This is a genomic window from Sphingomonas sp. GW821-FHT10F11, from assembly GCF_058809095.1.
In genome coordinates this window covers 892,326-908,244 of record NZ_JBXASH010000001.1, presented here as the reverse complement: position 1 = coordinate 908,244, position 15,919 = coordinate 892,326, and the positions used below count along the sequence as shown (strand labels likewise).

At 64.9% G+C, this 15,919-nt stretch carries 11 protein-coding genes; 6 read left to right on the top strand and 5 right to left on the bottom strand.

Translation table 11 applies throughout. The annotated features are described in order from the left end of the window. Nucleotides 1-66 precede the first annotated feature (66 nt). Both AC1RT8_RS04475 and AC1RT8_RS04470 read right to left on the bottom strand, forming a co-directional pair. The gene (locus tag AC1RT8_RS04475; RefSeq protein ID WP_493074373.1) at nucleotides 67-3,483 is read right to left on the bottom strand and encodes a TonB-dependent receptor; all 3,417 of its coding nucleotides are present in this window, start codon (nucleotides 3,481-3,483) and stop codon (nucleotides 67-69) included. 353 nt (nucleotides 3,484-3,836) lie between these two features. Then, the gene (locus tag AC1RT8_RS04470; protein WP_493074372.1) at nucleotides 3,837-5,378 is read right to left on the bottom strand and encodes an MFS transporter; all 1,542 of its coding nucleotides are present in this window, start codon (nucleotides 5,376-5,378) and stop codon (nucleotides 3,837-3,839) included. Between the two features lie 55 nt (nucleotides 5,379-5,433). Between AC1RT8_RS04470 and AC1RT8_RS04465 the strand changes: the two genes are divergently transcribed. Then, on the top strand, nucleotides 5,434-6,447 hold the full coding sequence (locus AC1RT8_RS04465) for a LacI family DNA-binding transcriptional regulator (protein WP_372851145.1): 1,014 nt from the start codon (nucleotides 5,434-5,436) through the stop codon (nucleotides 6,445-6,447). 129 nt (nucleotides 6,448-6,576) lie between these two features. Here AC1RT8_RS04465 and AC1RT8_RS04460 read toward each other — a convergent pair whose 3' ends face one another. Continuing rightward, on the bottom strand, nucleotides 6,577-7,074 hold the full coding sequence (locus tag AC1RT8_RS04460) for a DUF5681 domain-containing protein (RefSeq protein WP_493074371.1): 498 nt from the start codon (nucleotides 7,072-7,074) through the stop codon (nucleotides 6,577-6,579). Between the two features lie 595 nt (nucleotides 7,075-7,669). Between AC1RT8_RS04460 and AC1RT8_RS04455 the strand changes: the two genes are divergently transcribed. The 4 genes from AC1RT8_RS04455 to AC1RT8_RS04440 all read left to right on the top strand — a co-directional run bounded on the left by AC1RT8_RS04455 (nucleotide 7,670) and on the right by AC1RT8_RS04440 (nucleotide 12,584). Next, on the top strand, nucleotides 7,670-8,308 hold the full coding sequence (locus tag AC1RT8_RS04455; protein ID WP_493074370.1) for a RibD family protein: 639 nt from the start codon (nucleotides 7,670-7,672) through the stop codon (nucleotides 8,306-8,308). Further along, complete coding sequence (locus AC1RT8_RS04450) at nucleotides 8,305-9,063, top strand: hypothetical protein (protein WP_493074369.1); 759 nt, start codon at nucleotides 8,305-8,307, stop codon at nucleotides 9,061-9,063. The genes AC1RT8_RS04455 and AC1RT8_RS04450 overlap by 4 nt, the downstream gene beginning before the upstream one ends. Continuing rightward, nucleotides 9,050-10,915, top strand: coding sequence for a WD40 repeat domain-containing protein (locus AC1RT8_RS04445; RefSeq protein WP_493074368.1), 1,866 nt, complete (start codon nucleotides 9,050-9,052; stop codon nucleotides 10,913-10,915). The genes AC1RT8_RS04450 and AC1RT8_RS04445 overlap by 14 nt, the downstream gene beginning before the upstream one ends. Nucleotides 10,916-10,982: 67 nt before the next feature. Continuing rightward, complete coding sequence (locus AC1RT8_RS04440; protein WP_493074367.1) at nucleotides 10,983-12,584, top strand: hypothetical protein; 1,602 nt, start codon at nucleotides 10,983-10,985, stop codon at nucleotides 12,582-12,584. Between the two features lie 32 nt (nucleotides 12,585-12,616). On the opposite strand, the gene AC1RT8_RS04435 is transcribed toward AC1RT8_RS04440, so the two are convergent. Continuing rightward, nucleotides 12,617-13,837 carry a hypothetical protein gene (locus AC1RT8_RS04435; protein ID WP_493074366.1) on the bottom strand — a complete coding sequence of 407 codons (1,221 nt, stop codon included), beginning with the start codon at nucleotides 13,835-13,837 and terminating at the stop codon, nucleotides 12,617-12,619. Between the two features lie 125 nt (nucleotides 13,838-13,962). Here AC1RT8_RS04435 and AC1RT8_RS04430 point away from each other — a divergent pair, with 125 nt between their 5' ends. Continuing rightward, a complete protein-coding gene (locus tag AC1RT8_RS04430) occupies nucleotides 13,963-15,114 on the top strand; it encodes a glycosyltransferase family 4 protein (RefSeq protein ID WP_493074365.1) in 1,152 nt (383 codons plus the stop codon). Here AC1RT8_RS04430 and AC1RT8_RS04425 read toward each other — a convergent pair. Beyond that, entirely contained in the window at nucleotides 15,111-15,788 is a 678-nt protein-coding gene (locus AC1RT8_RS04425; RefSeq protein WP_493074364.1) for a hypothetical protein, read from the bottom strand. The two genes, AC1RT8_RS04430 and AC1RT8_RS04425, sit on opposite strands and share 4 nt — an antisense overlap. Between the last annotated feature and the right edge of the window lie 131 nt (nucleotides 15,789-15,919).

Below are 15,919 nucleotides of genomic sequence, written 5' to 3'. Positions count from 1 at the left end.
GACAATCCTCTCACAAGGGCTGCGCTGCCGTCCATGGGACGACAGCGCAGTTAGGGAGGTGCCTCATCAGAACTTCGCGCGCACCCCGAACTGGAAGCGGCGGTCGACCCTGCTCCAGGCGGAGTCGCGGTAGACCGGCTTCGCGCCGGGCGTGACGGGGGAGTCGCCGAAGATCTGCTGCTGATAGACGCTCGTCGTGTTCAGCAGGTTGGTGCCCTCGACCGACAGCTCGATATAGCGGTTGACCGAGAAACGGAGCGACCCGTCGAGGAACCCGGAAGCCTTCTGGAACACCGGCAGGCCGATGCAGCAGTCGAGATTCTGGGTCAGGTAACGCGACCGCCAGTTGTAAGCGAGACGGAAGCCGATCGGGCCCTTTTCGTACAGCCCGACCACGTTGAAGGTGTGCTTGGAGATGCCCGCCAGCTGGTGCGAGTCGATCACCGGGCCTGCGCCGCCGGCGGCGGGAATGCCGATGCCGACCGCGCCGACGTCACCGCCCGAGGTGGCGTTGATCAGGTTGGAGTTGTTGATCCCCGATTGCTGCACGAACGTGTAGTTCAGCTGCGCGCCCAATCCGCTGAGCAGGCCGGGCAGGAAGGTGAAGAAGGTCTGGTAGGCGGCTTCGAACCCGTACAGCTCGCCGCCATCCTTGACGTTATGCGGGCCGTTCACCTGGACGAGCTGGGTCGAGCCGTTGTTGGTGAAGTTGCGGAACGTCTGGCCATAGGAGACGCTGTTGCTCAGCTTCTTGTAGAAGCCGCTGAGGGTGAGGGACGAGCTGTTGCCCATATAGCGCTCGAACGAGAGGTCGAACTGGTCGGCAATCAGCGGTCTCAGCGCCGCATTGCCGGCATTGGCCTGGAAGACGAAGTTGTAGCCGACGACGTTCTCCTTGACGTGCGCCGCCGTCGGCGAATTGTAGACGACATAGGGCGAGTCCGGCGTGGTGTTGATCGTCGGCGGGTTGATCGCGACAAAGTTGCGGAGCAGCCCGATATCGGGCCGTGACAATGCGCGCGAATAGGCGAAACGCACGAAGTTCTTGGTGTCGAGCCCGAACCGGACGTTGAAGCTCGGCAACCAGTTGGTGAACGAACTCTTGTAGCTGTTGGGCGCACCCCCGCCGCTGGCGAACGCGCGGATCGCCGGCGTCACATAGCAGCTCGGATTGACCACGGTGTTGGGGTTCGTGATCGGCGTATTGCACGGTACGAGCTGGTCGAGCACGCTGCTCTGCGGGAAGCCGGCGGCGCCGTCGCTATGCTCGATCGTGCGGATCACGCGGACGCCGATATTACCGACCACGCTGATCCCGTCGAAGATCGTCTTGTCGTCTCCGCCGAAGCGCAGCATCGCATAGGCTGCCTGGGTCTCCTCGCGCAGATGCATCACCTCGGACGGGGTGAAGCACTCGTCCACGGTCGCCTCGGGGCGGTCGCAGATCGGGGTATAGCCCGTGCCGAGCGGCGAGTTGGTCGTCGCACCGCTCAGGCCGGTCATCAGCGCCTGATAATTGGTCAGCATCGACTGGTTGACGAAGGCGAGCGACCCGTTGGGGAAGACATCGCCGTCGTACAGGCCGCCCATCGGATAGGGGCCGAAGATACCCGCGCCATACCCCTTGAACGGCGCATGCCCGGCGGCGCAGGCGGGATAGGCGCCGCCCGTCGTGTTGTCGGCGTTGAAGCCAGGGCCGTTGCAGTTCCAGTTCGCCGCGATCGGCGTCCAGTTGAAGGTCGAATAACGCACCGTCTGCCGGCGATCGGCATAGCGCACGCCGACCTTCAGCGAGTCGAGCCACCCGCCTTCGGCGAAATCATAGCCAACGTCGCCGCGAATCGTGAATTCGTCGGCGTCATTGTCCTCGACATGGCCCTGGATGAATGGGATCCAGTAATTGTGCGGGTTGGCGAGGCCGCCCGCCGCATAGTTCACGTTGGAGCCGGGCAGCAGCTTGACCTGCGGCGTGCCGTCCTTGTTCACGCTATAGTCGAAATTGGCGATCGAGCCCGTCGCGACCAGGATGTCGTTGTTATAGGTCGATGCGGTGATGTGCTGCACGTCGAGGTTGAGATGGAGCCGGTCGCCGACATCCCACTGGATGTTGCCCGACAGATCCTTGGTGCCTTCGCGATGGTCGAAATCGCGTGATTCATTCTGCAGATACAGGCCGTCGCGCAACGTCGTGCAGGGCGATCCGACGCCGCAGAAATTCACGAACGGCATGCCGGGCACGGCCGATCCCGTATTGATCGCATCCTGAAGGCTTGAATAGGAGCCCGCCCAGTCGCCATGCGGCCGGGTCAGCACACCGGAGCGCAGCATGCCGTCGGGCCCGAAGGACAAAGCCGGGGTCCCGTCGGCCGGGCCGAGTACGGATCCTGTGCGCGGATTGTAGGAAGGCGTGTTGAAATAGCCTCCTTCGAAGATCGTATGGCTCGCCCGTTCCAGCCAGGCGTTGCGATACTGCGAGTCCGTATACTGCACCGACGCGCGGAAATTGCCGGCAGTATTCTCGAACTGCCCGGCGACGACGAAGCCGTGGCGCTTGCGGTCGTAATCGACCTCCGAAAAACGCACGCCGTCCGGGACATAGGCCCAGCTGCTGCCGCCGAACGGATTGCCGCCGCACTGGGGCACGCCGTTGGAGACGATCGCCTTGCCGCTGCCGTCGACCGCGCCGGTCGTGCAATAGGTGTCGATCTTGTCCATGATCACGCTCTCGGTGCGCGTGATGACGTGCGACCAGGCATAATCGCCGAGGATGCCGAAGCGGCCGATCCCGGTTTCGAAGGTGTCGCTGATCAGGCCCGAGAATTCAGGCGTCCATTTGCCCGACCGGTCGCCGTAATTCGCCCGGGCATTGGCCGCGATGACCAGCCCCTTCTGGTCGAACGGCATGCGTGTGCGCAGATTGACCGTGCCGGCGATGCCGCCCTCGATCATTTCCGCGGTCTGGTTCTTGTAGGCATCGACGCCGGCCAGCAGCTCGGGCGAGATGTCGTTGAAGTTCAGGCCGCGCGCCGAATCGGCGGAGAAGCTGTCGCGCCCGTTGAATTCGGTGCGGACCTGGGGAAGGCCGCGGATGAGCACGCCGGTCGGCTCGCCCGACGGGTGGGTGCTGTCGTCGGCCGACTGGAGCCGGTTGACCGTGATGCCGGGAACGCGCTGCAGCGCTTCGGCGGCGGACTTGTCGGGGAAGGCGCCGATATCGGTCGCGGTGATCGAATCGACGAAGGTGTCGGCATTCTTCTTGATGTTCTGCGAGGTGGCGAGGGCCTGCTTCACGCCGACCACCACGATGTCCGACTCGGGCGTGGGGTCGTCCTCCGGCGCGGTGGTGGCGGATATCTGCTGCAGCCGGGCCGTGTTGTCGGCCGTCTGGGCATAAGCCGGTGCGGCAAGCCCCATCGCGGTGAGTGCCAGCAGTGAAGCACTGCCCTGCAAACTGCAGCGACGCGTCGATACGATGCGATTCATCCCTCTCCCCTCTCTTTTCGCCCCTTGCCGGGCTGTTGGCGCGCGAAGACGAATCTGCCGCGGCTCAATTCTATTTGCGTAAATTTGCGCAAATTTGCTTGTTGCGCAAGCATCTTTGCGAGATTCAATTTTAGTGCAGTATTATCATATAGTTGTGGCCAGAATCATGCTCGATCTGGCCGAGTCGTGCGGCAAAAATGCAACGGGTGTTTGCAGGGAAATCGATCGGGAAAGGCGATTTATGCAAAAGTTTGCATAAATTCGAATCGCGTTATAAAAGCGACGGCATGGCCCCGATCCACCTTTTCGACGGGAATTCCGGGACGCGCCGGCCGCGCACCCGGTTGGTCCGCTCAAGCGCGGGCGTGGGGCCGACCGGCGCGATCGGGAATGGTCAGCGCGATGACCGCGCCAAGCGCGAGGGAAATGCCGGCGAGCACCAGGGCCCGCGCCGGCTCGCCTCCCAGCAGACGATCGACCGTCCAGCCGAGCAGAGCCGCCGCCACGAGTTGCGGCAGCACCAGGAAGACGTTGTGGATGCCCATATAGACGCCCATCCGGCTCGGCGGCACCGCGCTGGAGACCATGGCATAGGGCGCGGACAGGATCGACGCCCAGGCAAGGCCGATGCCGAGCGCCGGAATCCACAGCCATTGCGGATCGGTGACCAGCGCCAGGCCGAGCAGCCCCGCCGCGCCGAGGAACAGACAGGCGGCATGCGCCTCGCGCCGTCCGATCCGCGCGACGAGGAAGGGCAGGGCGAATGCCCCGATCGCCGCCACGCCATTGTAGAAGGCGAACATCACGCCGACCCAGTCGGCGCTGGCATTATAGGCGGCACTGGTCGGGTCGCTGCCGGCGCCGCTGTCGACGGCGATCGCCGGCACTGCGTAGATCCACATTGCGAACAGCCCGAACCAGGTGAAGAACTGCACCACGGCGAGCCGACGCAGCACGTCGGGCATGTGGATGATGTCGTCGACGATCTCGAGCAGGCCGGTCGGGCGGATGCCGTGCCGCGCACTCCAGGCCGTGGCCCATTGCCCGATGCCCAGCAGCCCGATGATCCCGGCGACCAGATAGAGTTCGCGGCGATATCCCTCGAGTCCCGTGGCCAGCGCGATCGCTGCGCCCGCGAGCACCCACAGCGCCCCGTTGCGGACAAGCGACGCCTGGCTGCCGCTCGCCCATTCGGCACGCGCGAGCGGGGCGGGATCGGCGACGAGGCTTGCGGGTGGCCGCTCCCTGGTCGTCGCGACGGTGATGCCGACGCTGACGAGCAACCCGACCGCGCCGATATAGAAGGCGGCGCGGAGCGAGGGCGGCAGGATGCCCGGCGGCGCTTCGCTCGACAGGCCGACCCAATTCGCCAGCATCCACGGCATGGCCGATGCGAACACCGCGCCGATGCCGATGAAGACGACCTGAAGCGAGAAGGCGGTGGTGCGCTGTTCCTCGGGCACGACATCGGCGACCAGCGCGCGGAACGGCTCCATCGCGACGTTGATCGATCCGGTGAGCAGCCACAGCATGACGCTCGCCGCCCACACGCTTTGGACATTGGGCATCAGGACGAGCGCCACCGCGCTGACCAGCGCCCCGCCGAGCAGATAGGGGCGCCTGCGGCCGAGCGGCCCCCAGGTCCGGTCACTCAGATGGCCGATGATCGGCTGGACGAGCAGCCCGGTGATCGGCGCCGCGATCCACAGGATCGGCAGTTCGTCGAGATTGGCGCCCAATGTCTGGAAGATGCGGCTGGTGTTGACGTTCTGCAGGCCCCAGACGATCTGCACGCCGAGCAGGCCGCAGCACATATTGGCCAGTGCGATCCGCGAGAGCGCTGGTCTGATGGCCGGATCCCCGGCTTCGCGCTCCGACGCCGCCCCCGCTTGCAAAGCCGCCCCTTCGGTGTCCTAAGGCCCCATCCTCTTACGGTTCAAACTGATCGCAATGACCGATAACAGCAACAGCAAAACGACGCTCGAGGACCTGGCCCGGCTCGCCGGGGTCTCCATTTCGACGGTGTCGCGCGCACTCAACGATCAGCCGCTGATCAGCATGCGCACCAAGCAGCGCATCTGGGCGCTCGCGCGCGATCACAATTATCCGTTCCGCGCCTCGATGCCGACCGCGCCGATCGGGGCGGAAGGGTCGATCGCGATCGTCACACCGCATATGCGCGGCCGGGCGCTGCCGCTGTCGCATCCGTTCTTCCTCGAACTGCTCGCCAGCATCGGCGAGGCGGCGCGTGCGCGCAGCTGCGACTTCACCGTCAGCCATGTCGCGCCGGCCAGCCTCGACGACCTCGTGCTTGCGACCACCACCAGCCGCGCCAGCGGGGTGATCTTTCTCGGCCAGAGCATGCTGCACGAGGAATTCAACCAGCTCGCCGAGACCAATGCCCGCTTCGTGGTGTGGGGCGCGCATATGCCGGGGCAGAAATACCGCTCGATCGGCTCGGACAATCTGCTCGGCGGCCGCCGTGCGACGTCGCATCTGGCCCGGCTCGGCCGCAAGGCGATCCTGTTCATCGGCGGCAGCGATCCCGAGGCCGAGCAGCGGCGGCGCGGCTATCTCGAGGCGCTGGCGGAAAACGGGATAGACTTCGACCCGAAGCTCGTCGCCCAGGTCGAGTTCGAACTCGAATCCGCCGAGGCCGCTATCACCCGATTGCTGCGGCGTGGCATTGCATTCGACGGCGTGGTGGCCGCCAGCGACCTCATCGCGCTCGGCGCTATCCGCGCCTTGCGCCAGGCGGGCCTGTCGGTCCCGTCGGACGTATCGGTCGTCGGTTATGACGACATGCTGCTCAGCCGACTCAGCACGCCGGCGCTCACCACGATCCGGCAGGACACCTTCCATGCCGGTCAGCTGCTGGTCACCAGCATCCTCGAGCCGAGCCAGGACCGCTCGCCCGGCTATCTGCCGACCGAGCTCATCGTCAGGGAATCCTGTGGGGGGTAGACGATCCTCCACCCCCCGTTCGCCCTGAGCTTGTCGAAGGGCTGTTCTTTCTTCTGCGGAAGAGAATGGCAGGGCTTCGATAAGCTCAGCCCGAACGGAGGAAGGGTTCTTAGCTAGCGGGGCCCTGTCCTACCCATCCTCCTCCTCATCCAACCCACCCCTGATCACCACCCGCCCCGATCGCGAATCCACCAGGATATCATCTTCATAGGAAGCCTCGGGCTCGCGCCCATAAGGTGCCCGCTCCATGAGGTTATACAGTGCGAGCTGGTCGCGCATCTGGTCGTTCTCGGCCTGCCGCACCAGGTCGGTCCAGCGGCGCAGCGCGGCCTGGTTGCCCTTCATCGCCGCTTCTGTCAGCGATCGGAAGATGGCCCGGTGCGCCGGCAACTCGATCACGGCATCGCCGTCGTTCATCGTCACCCGGCGATAGGCCTCTTCGAGGATCATCGCACGCGTCGGCTGATCCGATCCGGGCAGGCGATCGCCCGGCGCGCCCGTCGCGCGCCGCCCCGGCGGGCGGCCGGCGGGGTTGCCTGATCTGCCCTTGGCGAACCGTCCCCGGACGCGCGGCGCATCCTGGTTATCCGCCCTGTCGACGCTTGATTCAAATCTGTGCCTGGTCATGTCATCGTTCCGGCCATGGTTGATCCCACTGTCTTCAAACCCGATCGCGCCGAAGATTTGAATCAAGCCGCGCCTGTTCCGGCGGCGATCTCACCTGTTATCGCACCTGTTCCCACCTGTTCCGGGAATAACAGGTGGACCGGCGCAAGGCTCTGGATCGAAACGATAATTTGGCATGCAAAATCCAACATAACAGGTGCAGAAAAAATTCCGCCTGTAAAAACAGGTGGAACAGGTCCGCGGGCGGCCGATTTCCCTCACGGACCCAGGCCGCTCACTTGAGTCGGCGGGTGCCAAAGCTAATGTATATCTTTATAGTGGGAAATGGTCGCGGCAGTTAAGAAATCGAAAGTCCATATAAGATGGCGCATATATGGTGGTAATATACCGCATGATTGGTGGTAAAATTCCAATCAACTATGCCTGGTTGACAGAATTTGCCTAGTCTCATGCAATTCCATTCTAAATTGGTTGCAACACTTCTTTCTCGCCTTTCTCTCCATGCTATTCAGCGCGGGTGTGGTGCCCCGTTTCCTTCAAAAACCCTTTGTCGCCGGCAACGGCAATCCTGGGTGGAAAAGCATTGGAGAAGTGAATGCGGCGGCCCTTCATCCACATCAACTTCGCCACCGAAGACATTCGCAGCATATCCCGGCCGCAGGGCATTTCCGGGAACATCTCCTGCGGTGCCGACTGGCACCGGGTTCATGTCCTGCGGGAGCGCTATGACGCCATCGCGGTCGGCGGCAAGACCTGGAACATCGATCGGCCCCGGCTGACGGTTCGCCCCGAAAAGCTCGGGCGCGAGCCGCGGCGCCAGCCGAACCGCGTCATCTTCGCCGGGTCGCAGCCTTGCGCGATGTCGCACCCGGGCGCGCCCGCCTTCGTGATCAGCTCGCACGATCATGTCGATCCGAGCGCCGTCGCGCTGACGATGAGCGGCCACGACCTGCACGGGCCGCTGACCTCGCTCTTCGATCACGGCATCGAAAGCCTGCTGGTCGAGGGCGGCCCGACATTGCTGCGGTCCTTCTTCAGTCAGGGCTTCGCTGACCGTGTGACCATCTATGTCCGTGCCGGCGATGCCGAAGGCGCCGACCGTGGTGCCCGCGATACGCTCGGCACCTTGCCCGTCGCATTTCGGGCCAGCGCGTTCGGGGAGGGATTCCTGCTCGAGTCCGGCCCCGAGTCCGGCAACGTGGAGGTTGCGGTCGCGGCGGGAGCGGGGCGATGAAGAGCGGCGACGCTGTCCGGTTCGTCATCTTCGCGGCGCCGCGAACGGGCAGCAACCTGCTGTGCAGCCTGTTGAATGCCCATCCCGAAATGCTGTGCCATCACGGCCTGTTCAATCCCGGCGGGATCCATTGGGCGCGAGGCTGGCCGGGCAGCGGCAGCATGGCCGATCGGGACCGCGATCCGGCTGGCTTCATCGCCCAAATCTGGGCCTCGGGCGGCGATGCCCGGGCGGTCGGCTTCAAGATGAACCGGGACGAGAATGACGATGCGGTCCACGCCCTGCTGCGCGACCCGTCGGTGCGCAAGGTCCTGCTCAGGCGGCGCAATCGCGTGCGGACCTATGTGTCCGAGGAGATCGCGAAACTGACCGGCATCTGGGAAAGCTACGACGCGCTCGATGCGACGCTGCCGGCGGTGCATATCGAAGTGGACGATCTGATCCGGCACTGTGCCCTGAACGCGGCCTATTATGGAAAGATCGAGGACTCGCTCCGCCCGACCGGGCAGCGCTGGCTCGACACGCATTATGAAGCACTGAGCGACCCGGACGAGATGGCCGGGATCCTCTCTTTCCTCGGAATCGCGGCTCCTGCGCCGCTGTCGGCCGCCAGCCACAAGCGCGGGCCGGACGATCTGGGCGCCGTGGTGGAGAATTTCGACGAGTTGGCCGGCGCCCTGCGGGGAACGGCGCTGCTCGACGATCTCTACCGCCGCGACATGCCCGAACTCCATCACCACGATGTCACCCCGTAGGACGCCGCCGATGCTCAACGCCAGTCTTGCCCCGATCGCAGCCGATGGCTTCACCCGTCACCGCGGGCCCGTCACCTCGGTCGCCGCCATTCCGGGCCGCGCCGCCGCCGTTGCCGTTGCCTATGACGGCGCGGTCAGCCTGTTCGATCTGGATGCCGGCACGGCCGACCTGCTCGGCTATCACCGCCATCTCGCCAATCACGTGACGGTGAGCGAGGATGGCGCCTGGGCTGCCTCCTCCTCGTCCGACTACGACATCTACATCTGGGATCTCGACGCGCGAAAGCTGGCCCTCGTGCTGCGTGGGCATAGCGACGATGTCGAAGGGTTCGCCTTTGTGGACGAGTCGACCGGCGTTTCCGCCTCGCGCGACCGGCGGATCATCGTGTGGGATCTCGTCACCGGCGCCATCCGCCGGACGATCGAGGGGCATGAGAAGGATGTGCTGTCTGTCGCTTGCCGCAACGGGCTGATCTATTCGTCGGGCGACGACATGACGCTCAGGCAATGGGATCTCGCCACCGGCGCGCTGATCCGCACCTGGGGTCCGTTCGAGACCGAAACCGACACCTGCGCCATCGACATGCTCAACGGCCGCGTGGTGCTCGGCTGCGACGACGGCGTCATTCGCATCTTCGACAGCCGCGACGGCACGGCGCTCGCCTCGATCGAGGCGCACAGCTCCGGGATCAAGAAGGTCGCTGTCTCGCCGGTCAATGGCGACATCCTGTCCTGCGCCTATGACCAGCGGATCAGGATCTGGGATGCGGCATCCTTCGCGCCCAAGGGCGATCTGGAAAACCATGCGGCAAAATGGGAGCGGTCCTTCGGCTGGTCGCCGGATGGCGGCACGATCCTGGCCGGCACCTTCGACGGCACCGTCGTGCAATGGGATGCTGCGTCGGGCCGGATCCTGCGCGAGATCGGCGGCGCGCCGGACGACCAGGGCAATGCCTGTTTCAACGAGGGCTCGGCCGCTTCGGACGGCAGCGTCGCGCTGGTCGCCGATGACGGCATGGTGCGGCTCATCCGCCTGACCGATCGGGAAGCCGGACTCGTCGCGCGCACCGCACCGCCGGGCGGGCGCCGGCTGATGAACGCGGTGACGCGCGATCCTGGCGCGGACCGGGTGATCGCCGGCTCGCACGACCACAAGCTGCACATCTTCGGCGGCGGGCTGGAAAGTCAGGCCGAGGTGGCGCTGGGGCAGGGGCCGATCAATTCGATCCGCGTCGCGCGGTGCGCGGGCCATGAGGGCGCGCTGTTCGCCGCCTGTTATAGCGGCGCCATCGTCCGCGTCTCGCCGGACGGGCGCGATATACTGGCCCATGCGCTGCACGACGGCGCGGTGAAGGCGCTCCGCCTGCATCCGAGCGAAGCGCTGGGCGTGAGTTGCAGCGCCGATGGCGGGCTGCTCTCCTGGACGCTCGACGGCGAGATCCTCAACCACTTCCCCGGTCACACCGCGATCGTCGACGATGTCGATATCTCCCCCACGGGCGACCGGATCGCCAGCGCGTCGCGCGATTTCACCCTGAACGTCTATGATATGGCCGACGCGCGGCTGACCCATTCGATCGAGCTTGGCCGCCGCTCTCCCAAATCGCTCTGCTTCTGGGACGCCGATACGGTCATCGTCGGCGACTATTGGGGTGCGCTGATCAAGGCCGACCTGCGCACTGGCCGGGTCACCCGCCGGACCATCGCCGCCAACGGCATCAGTTCCCTGTCGCGCAGCGGCGATGGGATGGTCGCCTCCTCCTATGACGGCGGGGTCTATCTCGTGTCGGTCGCCGATCTCGCCGTGCGCAACGTCTACCGCGCGATGACCCAGCGGGTCGGCGGCACCTAGCCCGGCAGCAATCGCCCCATCGTGTCAGCGTCCCAGATTTTCATCGGTTCTTGAAGGAGCATACGAAATGAAACCGAGCAAATGGCTATTGTCGGCGTGCCTGTTTCTGTTCGTGGGCGTCGCCGCCAAATCGTCCGTCCAGTCCCAGACGCCGATCGGCCCGGCGCCGCTCTGCGCGGTCACCAGCGCGGAATTCGCCACCTGGAAAGCCGGCGGCAATTTCATCCCGCCGGACAGCGCCAGCTTCGATCCGTCATCGGACTGCAAATTCTACAAATGGTCGTCGCAGATGTTCCTGTGGCTGACGACCAAGGACGCGCGCGGCAACCTGCTGATGTTCTCGCCGAAGTTCGACAATGCGGTCGAGGATGTCAGCACCGGTGCCTTCCAGCTGGTCAACAGCACCGGCCTGGATGCCCAGGGCAAGTCCAACGTGTCGTTCCGGGTGCGGGTCAACAAGGCCAAGGTGCTGCTGCTCAAGTCGGCCAACACCGCCACCAACCTGGCCGCCGGCCCGGCGGGCGATACCGACTCGACCGGCCAGGCGGGCGGCGGCGTACTGGTCGTCAATGGATCGCCCATCGCCGCGCCCGGCAAGCCCGGCCTCTCGACCTATCCGGTCGTCTATTATGCGATCCAGGAGAATGACGTCTTCACCGCGCTCAAGGAGGATTGGCGCAAGGTGCCCTATTACCGGGCCGGCCCGAACAAGACGAATTTCCCGATCACGCTCGACCAGGCCAAGGAAATCCAGAAGGCCTCGGGCAAGACGCTTCCCAATCTCAGCCAGCTGGCGATCGAGGTGAAGAGCGCCTGGGTCGATACCGCCTATCTCACCACCGCCCAGGCCGGCAGCCTCATCCGGATCAAGTCCGACGTCCCGGCCTTCACGCAATCGACCAACAGCAAGGGGCAGTTGGTGCTGAGCTGGGATGGCGAGACCATGGTCACGCGCACTCTGGCGATGGTCGGCATGCATGTGGTGGGGTCGGTCAACCATCATCCGGAAATGGTCTGGGCGACCTTCGAATCGAACTTCAACAGCCCGGACGCGACCTATTCCTATCTCAACCAGAATTACGATCCGGCCACCCAGGCGTGCAAATCGGGCACGACCTGCCTCAACACCGTCAGCTTCAGCACGACGAGCAGCCAGCCCTCGATCTTCTATAACGGGCCGAAGGGGGCGGCGACCGCACCGGAGGTGATCGCCGAGACGGCATCGTCGGGTGATGACAGCAGCGTCGTCTCGGCGGGGCCGACCCTGACGGCGACCAGCGTGGCGCGTCTCAATCCCTGGGGAAGCCAGCAGCCGGCGACGCCGTCACCGACCGATCCGGCCGTGCTCAACAACACCCTGCTGGTGTCGCTGATGCAGTCGCTCCAGCCGAAGCTCGCCGCGTCGGGCGGTGCCGGCAAGGCGCTGTCCAACTATTTCCTGGTCGGCGCGCTCTGGAGCAACCGTATCATCCCGCCCCAGCCGGGCAGCAAGCAGATCGGCTCGCTGTTCGTGGCGAACACCACGATGGAGACTTTCCAGCAGGTGCGCCCGGGCAATCCCGATCCGAACGCCACGGCGAGCAACTGCTTCAGCTGCCATGGCGACTTCAACGGAACGCAGGGGACGAGCATCAGCCACGTCTTCCCCAACACGGTGGTGTTCCGCTGATCTCTACTCTGACCCCGCCGTTCGCGGCGGGGTCAGAACCTGATCGAATGGCGGTGGAAGGCGCGGGCGAGAAGGGGATCGCCGCCATGCGCGAAATAGCGCTCGCGATAGTCGCGCGCGGTGATGGCGTTGACGCTGCTGTTGCTGTGGTCCGATCCGTAGAGGAAGATGTCCGGCGCGGCCTCGGCGAGGCGGACGATCCAGTCCTCATAGAGGCGGCGCTTCTGTTCCAGGCTGAAATGCGTCGCGCTGAAGATCGTGCAAAAGGCGTTGCTCCACCAGATCAGCGCGCCGGGCTCATTGCGGATGCGCGCGAGCAGGGCGTCGGCCTCCAGGATGTTGCAGAGCAGATACTCCCGCTTCAGCGTTCGGAACTGCTGCCAATGCTCCTCGAAGCTCTCCGCACCGCCCCAGCGGACCAGCTCGGCCGCCCATAGCCGTTCGAGTTCGGCCCAATCCATGTTGTCCGGCGAGGCGCCGGGCCAGAGATAATAATGAGCGCCCTTCTGCTGCTCGAACAGCCCGCGCAGGAAGTGCGGATAGTCACGCCCGTCCCATTCACCGTCGAGCCGGCGGCGGAAATCCAGCGCCTGGCTGCTATAGTCGAAGAACACCACCCGGCTGTCCGCATCCACGCCGTGGGTCGCAAGGATTCGGTTGGGCTTCAGCCCGGCAGCGACGCAGTAGAGGGTCGATACAGGCGCCGCGAACCCGGGCGGGGGCTCCGCGATATCGTCATAGGATTCATAGTTCAGCACGAACACGCCGCGGCCCGCCTTTTCGGACATCTCATCGAGAAAGCCGAGGAAACCCGCCGCATTGGTGAGGTCCGGCCGCAGGTCGATCAGATGCCCTTCCAGTCCGGGGCCGAACGGCATTGCGGCGTCGAGGCCTGGCTTTCCGTTCCGCGTCCAGGCGGTCAGGTCGACGAGCAGGCAGCGGCCAGGCACGCCGGCGAAGATGAACTCATGGTCGCGGGTCCATTCCTCCAGCGCATCGAAGAAGCTGCGTGCCTTGCCGCCATTCGGGCCGGCATGCTCGGCAACGACATGGCCATAGCCCTGAACGAGGCAATAGCGGGCGCTCGTTGCGCTAGCCCGGATGAGAAGCTGGTGCAGGTCGACATCCTCGACGATCTCGCCGAAATAATGCCAGCGCAGCCACGATACGGTCAGGTCGCGTGCCCGGCCCGCCGCCGTACCGGCACCCGCGGTTTCCGGTGAACCGAGCAATCCGCAGATCAGGTCGCGCACATGTCTCTCCCCAGGTCGATACCGGACTCTACCGGGCGGATCGGGGGAGGCGCATAGTCGATGCCCCCATTTTGACAGCTAACCCGGCTTGACCGTGCGCGGTGCCGCGGCGCGTAGTGGAGGCAATGGGCGCCACGATACTCCTGCTGCAGGATGCCGCGTATTTTCCGTCCTATGGCGGGGGCAACAAGGCCAACCGCCTCTTGCTGACGGCCTTGGCGGCGCGCGGCTTCGAGTGTCGCGCCGTCTCGCGAATGCCCGGTGCAGGACGGGTCCTGTCCGACCGGTTCAGCGCCGAGGCCCTTACCGCACGCGGTATCGAGGTCGAAACCGGCGCGCGCAGCATGTCCTATCGCCACGACGGAGTGAGCGTTGAGGCACTGGATCTCGGCGCCCCCGAAGTTGCCGAGCGGATCGCTGAAGTGATCCGGAGGATCGAGCCCGACTGGATCCTCGTCTCTGACGATCGCCCTGCCATGCTGCTCGATATCGCGCTGGCTTGCGCGCCGGACCGGGTGGTGGCGCTGGTGCACACCCATTTCCACCTGCCGTTCGGCCCTGAGGCCGAAACCCATGATCCAGAACAACATGAGCGCTTGCGGCGCGTGCGGAGCATCGTCGCGGTGAGCGAGCATAGCCGGGCCTATCTCCGGGAGTTCGGCGGCCTGGACTCGGTCGTGCTGCATTTCCCGGTATTCGGTGAAGGTCCCTTCGAACCGCCCGGGCACCCGGACTCCGGCACTGTGACGATGATCAATCCCTGCCTCGTCAAAGGGCTGCCGATCTTCCTCGAACTGGCGGCGCTGTTCCCCGATACGCCCTTCGCCGCGGTGCCGACCTGGGGCGGCGATGCTGCCGTCCGGGAGCAACTCGCGCGCCTGCCGAATATGACAATGCTCGAACCGGCCGACGATATCGGCACCGTCCTTCACAACACCCGCATTCTGGTCGCACCGTCGCTGGTTCCCGAGACATTCGGCTATGTCGCGTTGGACGCGATGCTGCGCAGCATTCCAGTCCTCGCAGGTAATCTCGGCGGTCAGCCCGAAGCCAAGCTCGGGGTCGATTTCATCCTGCCGTTGGCACCCGCGCGCCGGACCGAAACAGGCCATGTCGCGCCACCGCAGGATATCGCGCCATGGCAAGCCGCATTGCATGAGCTGCTGTCGGACGAAGCGGCCTATCAACGCTGTTCGAGCGTTTCCCGGGAAGCGGCCTTGCGCTTCCTGCCGAAAACCGATGCCGGTCATTTCGCGCGCTATCTGGAATCGCTCTAGCGCCCCGTCTCGTGCAATTCCGCTTCGAGATCGCTTCCCCGCAATGCTTGGCTGAGGGCATCGAAATTCGCGATCGTTTCCCGCAGCGCGACCGGGGTCAGTTTCCAGGTCTGGCCTTCCGGCTGGGCCGGCCGGCCTTCGGCGCCCAGAAAGGCGAGGACGGGCTCGATCCCGTCTGGCGAGAACAGATCCTCATACCAGAGCAGCACATGGTCCTGCCCCGACTCGTGTAGCGCGCGCTCGGTCTCGGCATAGAAGCGCTCGTGCAGCGCGATGTTCTCGAACAGGTCGGCCGGATCGACATGGACCTGAGGGCGGGGCGCCGGTGCGCCGCGATCATCATAGACGACCCATTCCCCGGTCTGCCGCGCGAGCAGCAGCGACACGAAACTCTTCACCCGGTTGCGCCGCTTGAGGATGATCTTGCGCACCGAAGCATCCGGCACGACCGCGCGATAGGCCGGTTCATGCTGCCAGAGGCACATCTTGAACCCCACCGCGGCCCGCCCGAGTTGGGTGCGCCAGACGCGGTCGAGGAACGCCACCGGGTCTTCTTCCCGCTCCTCCATGCTGCCCAGCCGGAAATCGCTGTCCTGAAGATGCCGCGCGACGCCGATCACGTGCGGGTTGAAGATTTCATGATGGCACAGGATGCCCGGATGAGAGTTCAGCACCGTGCACAGGAAATTGCTGCCGGTTCTGGTTGCATTCAAGATGATGAATCGAACCGCTTCCGGTGGTTTCGTCATCTTTCGCTCCAGGAAGGACTGCGCCAACAAGGCATGAACTGTTCGGGTGGGAAGTC

Coding starts and splice junctions, on each gene's coding strand:
- AC1RT8_RS04430 (WP_493074365.1), top strand. CDS start 13,963: ATGGGCGCCACGATACTCCTGCTGCAGGATGCCGCGTATTTTCCGTCC.
- AC1RT8_RS04475 (WP_493074373.1), bottom strand. CDS start 3,483: ATGAATCGCATCGTATCGACGCGTCGCTGCAGTTTGCAGGGCAGTGCT.
- AC1RT8_RS04445 (WP_493074368.1), top strand. CDS start 9,050: ATGTCACCCCGTAGGACGCCGCCGATGCTCAACGCCAGTCTTGCCCCG.
- AC1RT8_RS04460 (WP_493074371.1), bottom strand. CDS start 7,074: ATGACCAGGCACAGATTTGAATCAAGCGTCGACAGGGCGGATAACCAG.
- AC1RT8_RS04450 (WP_493074369.1), top strand. CDS start 8,305: ATGAAGAGCGGCGACGCTGTCCGGTTCGTCATCTTCGCGGCGCCGCGA.
- AC1RT8_RS04455 (WP_493074370.1), top strand. CDS start 7,670: ATGCGGCGGCCCTTCATCCACATCAACTTCGCCACCGAAGACATTCGC.
- AC1RT8_RS04465 (WP_372851145.1), top strand. CDS start 5,434: ATGACCGATAACAGCAACAGCAAAACGACGCTCGAGGACCTGGCCCGG.
- AC1RT8_RS04440 (WP_493074367.1), top strand. CDS start 10,983: ATGAAACCGAGCAAATGGCTATTGTCGGCGTGCCTGTTTCTGTTCGTG.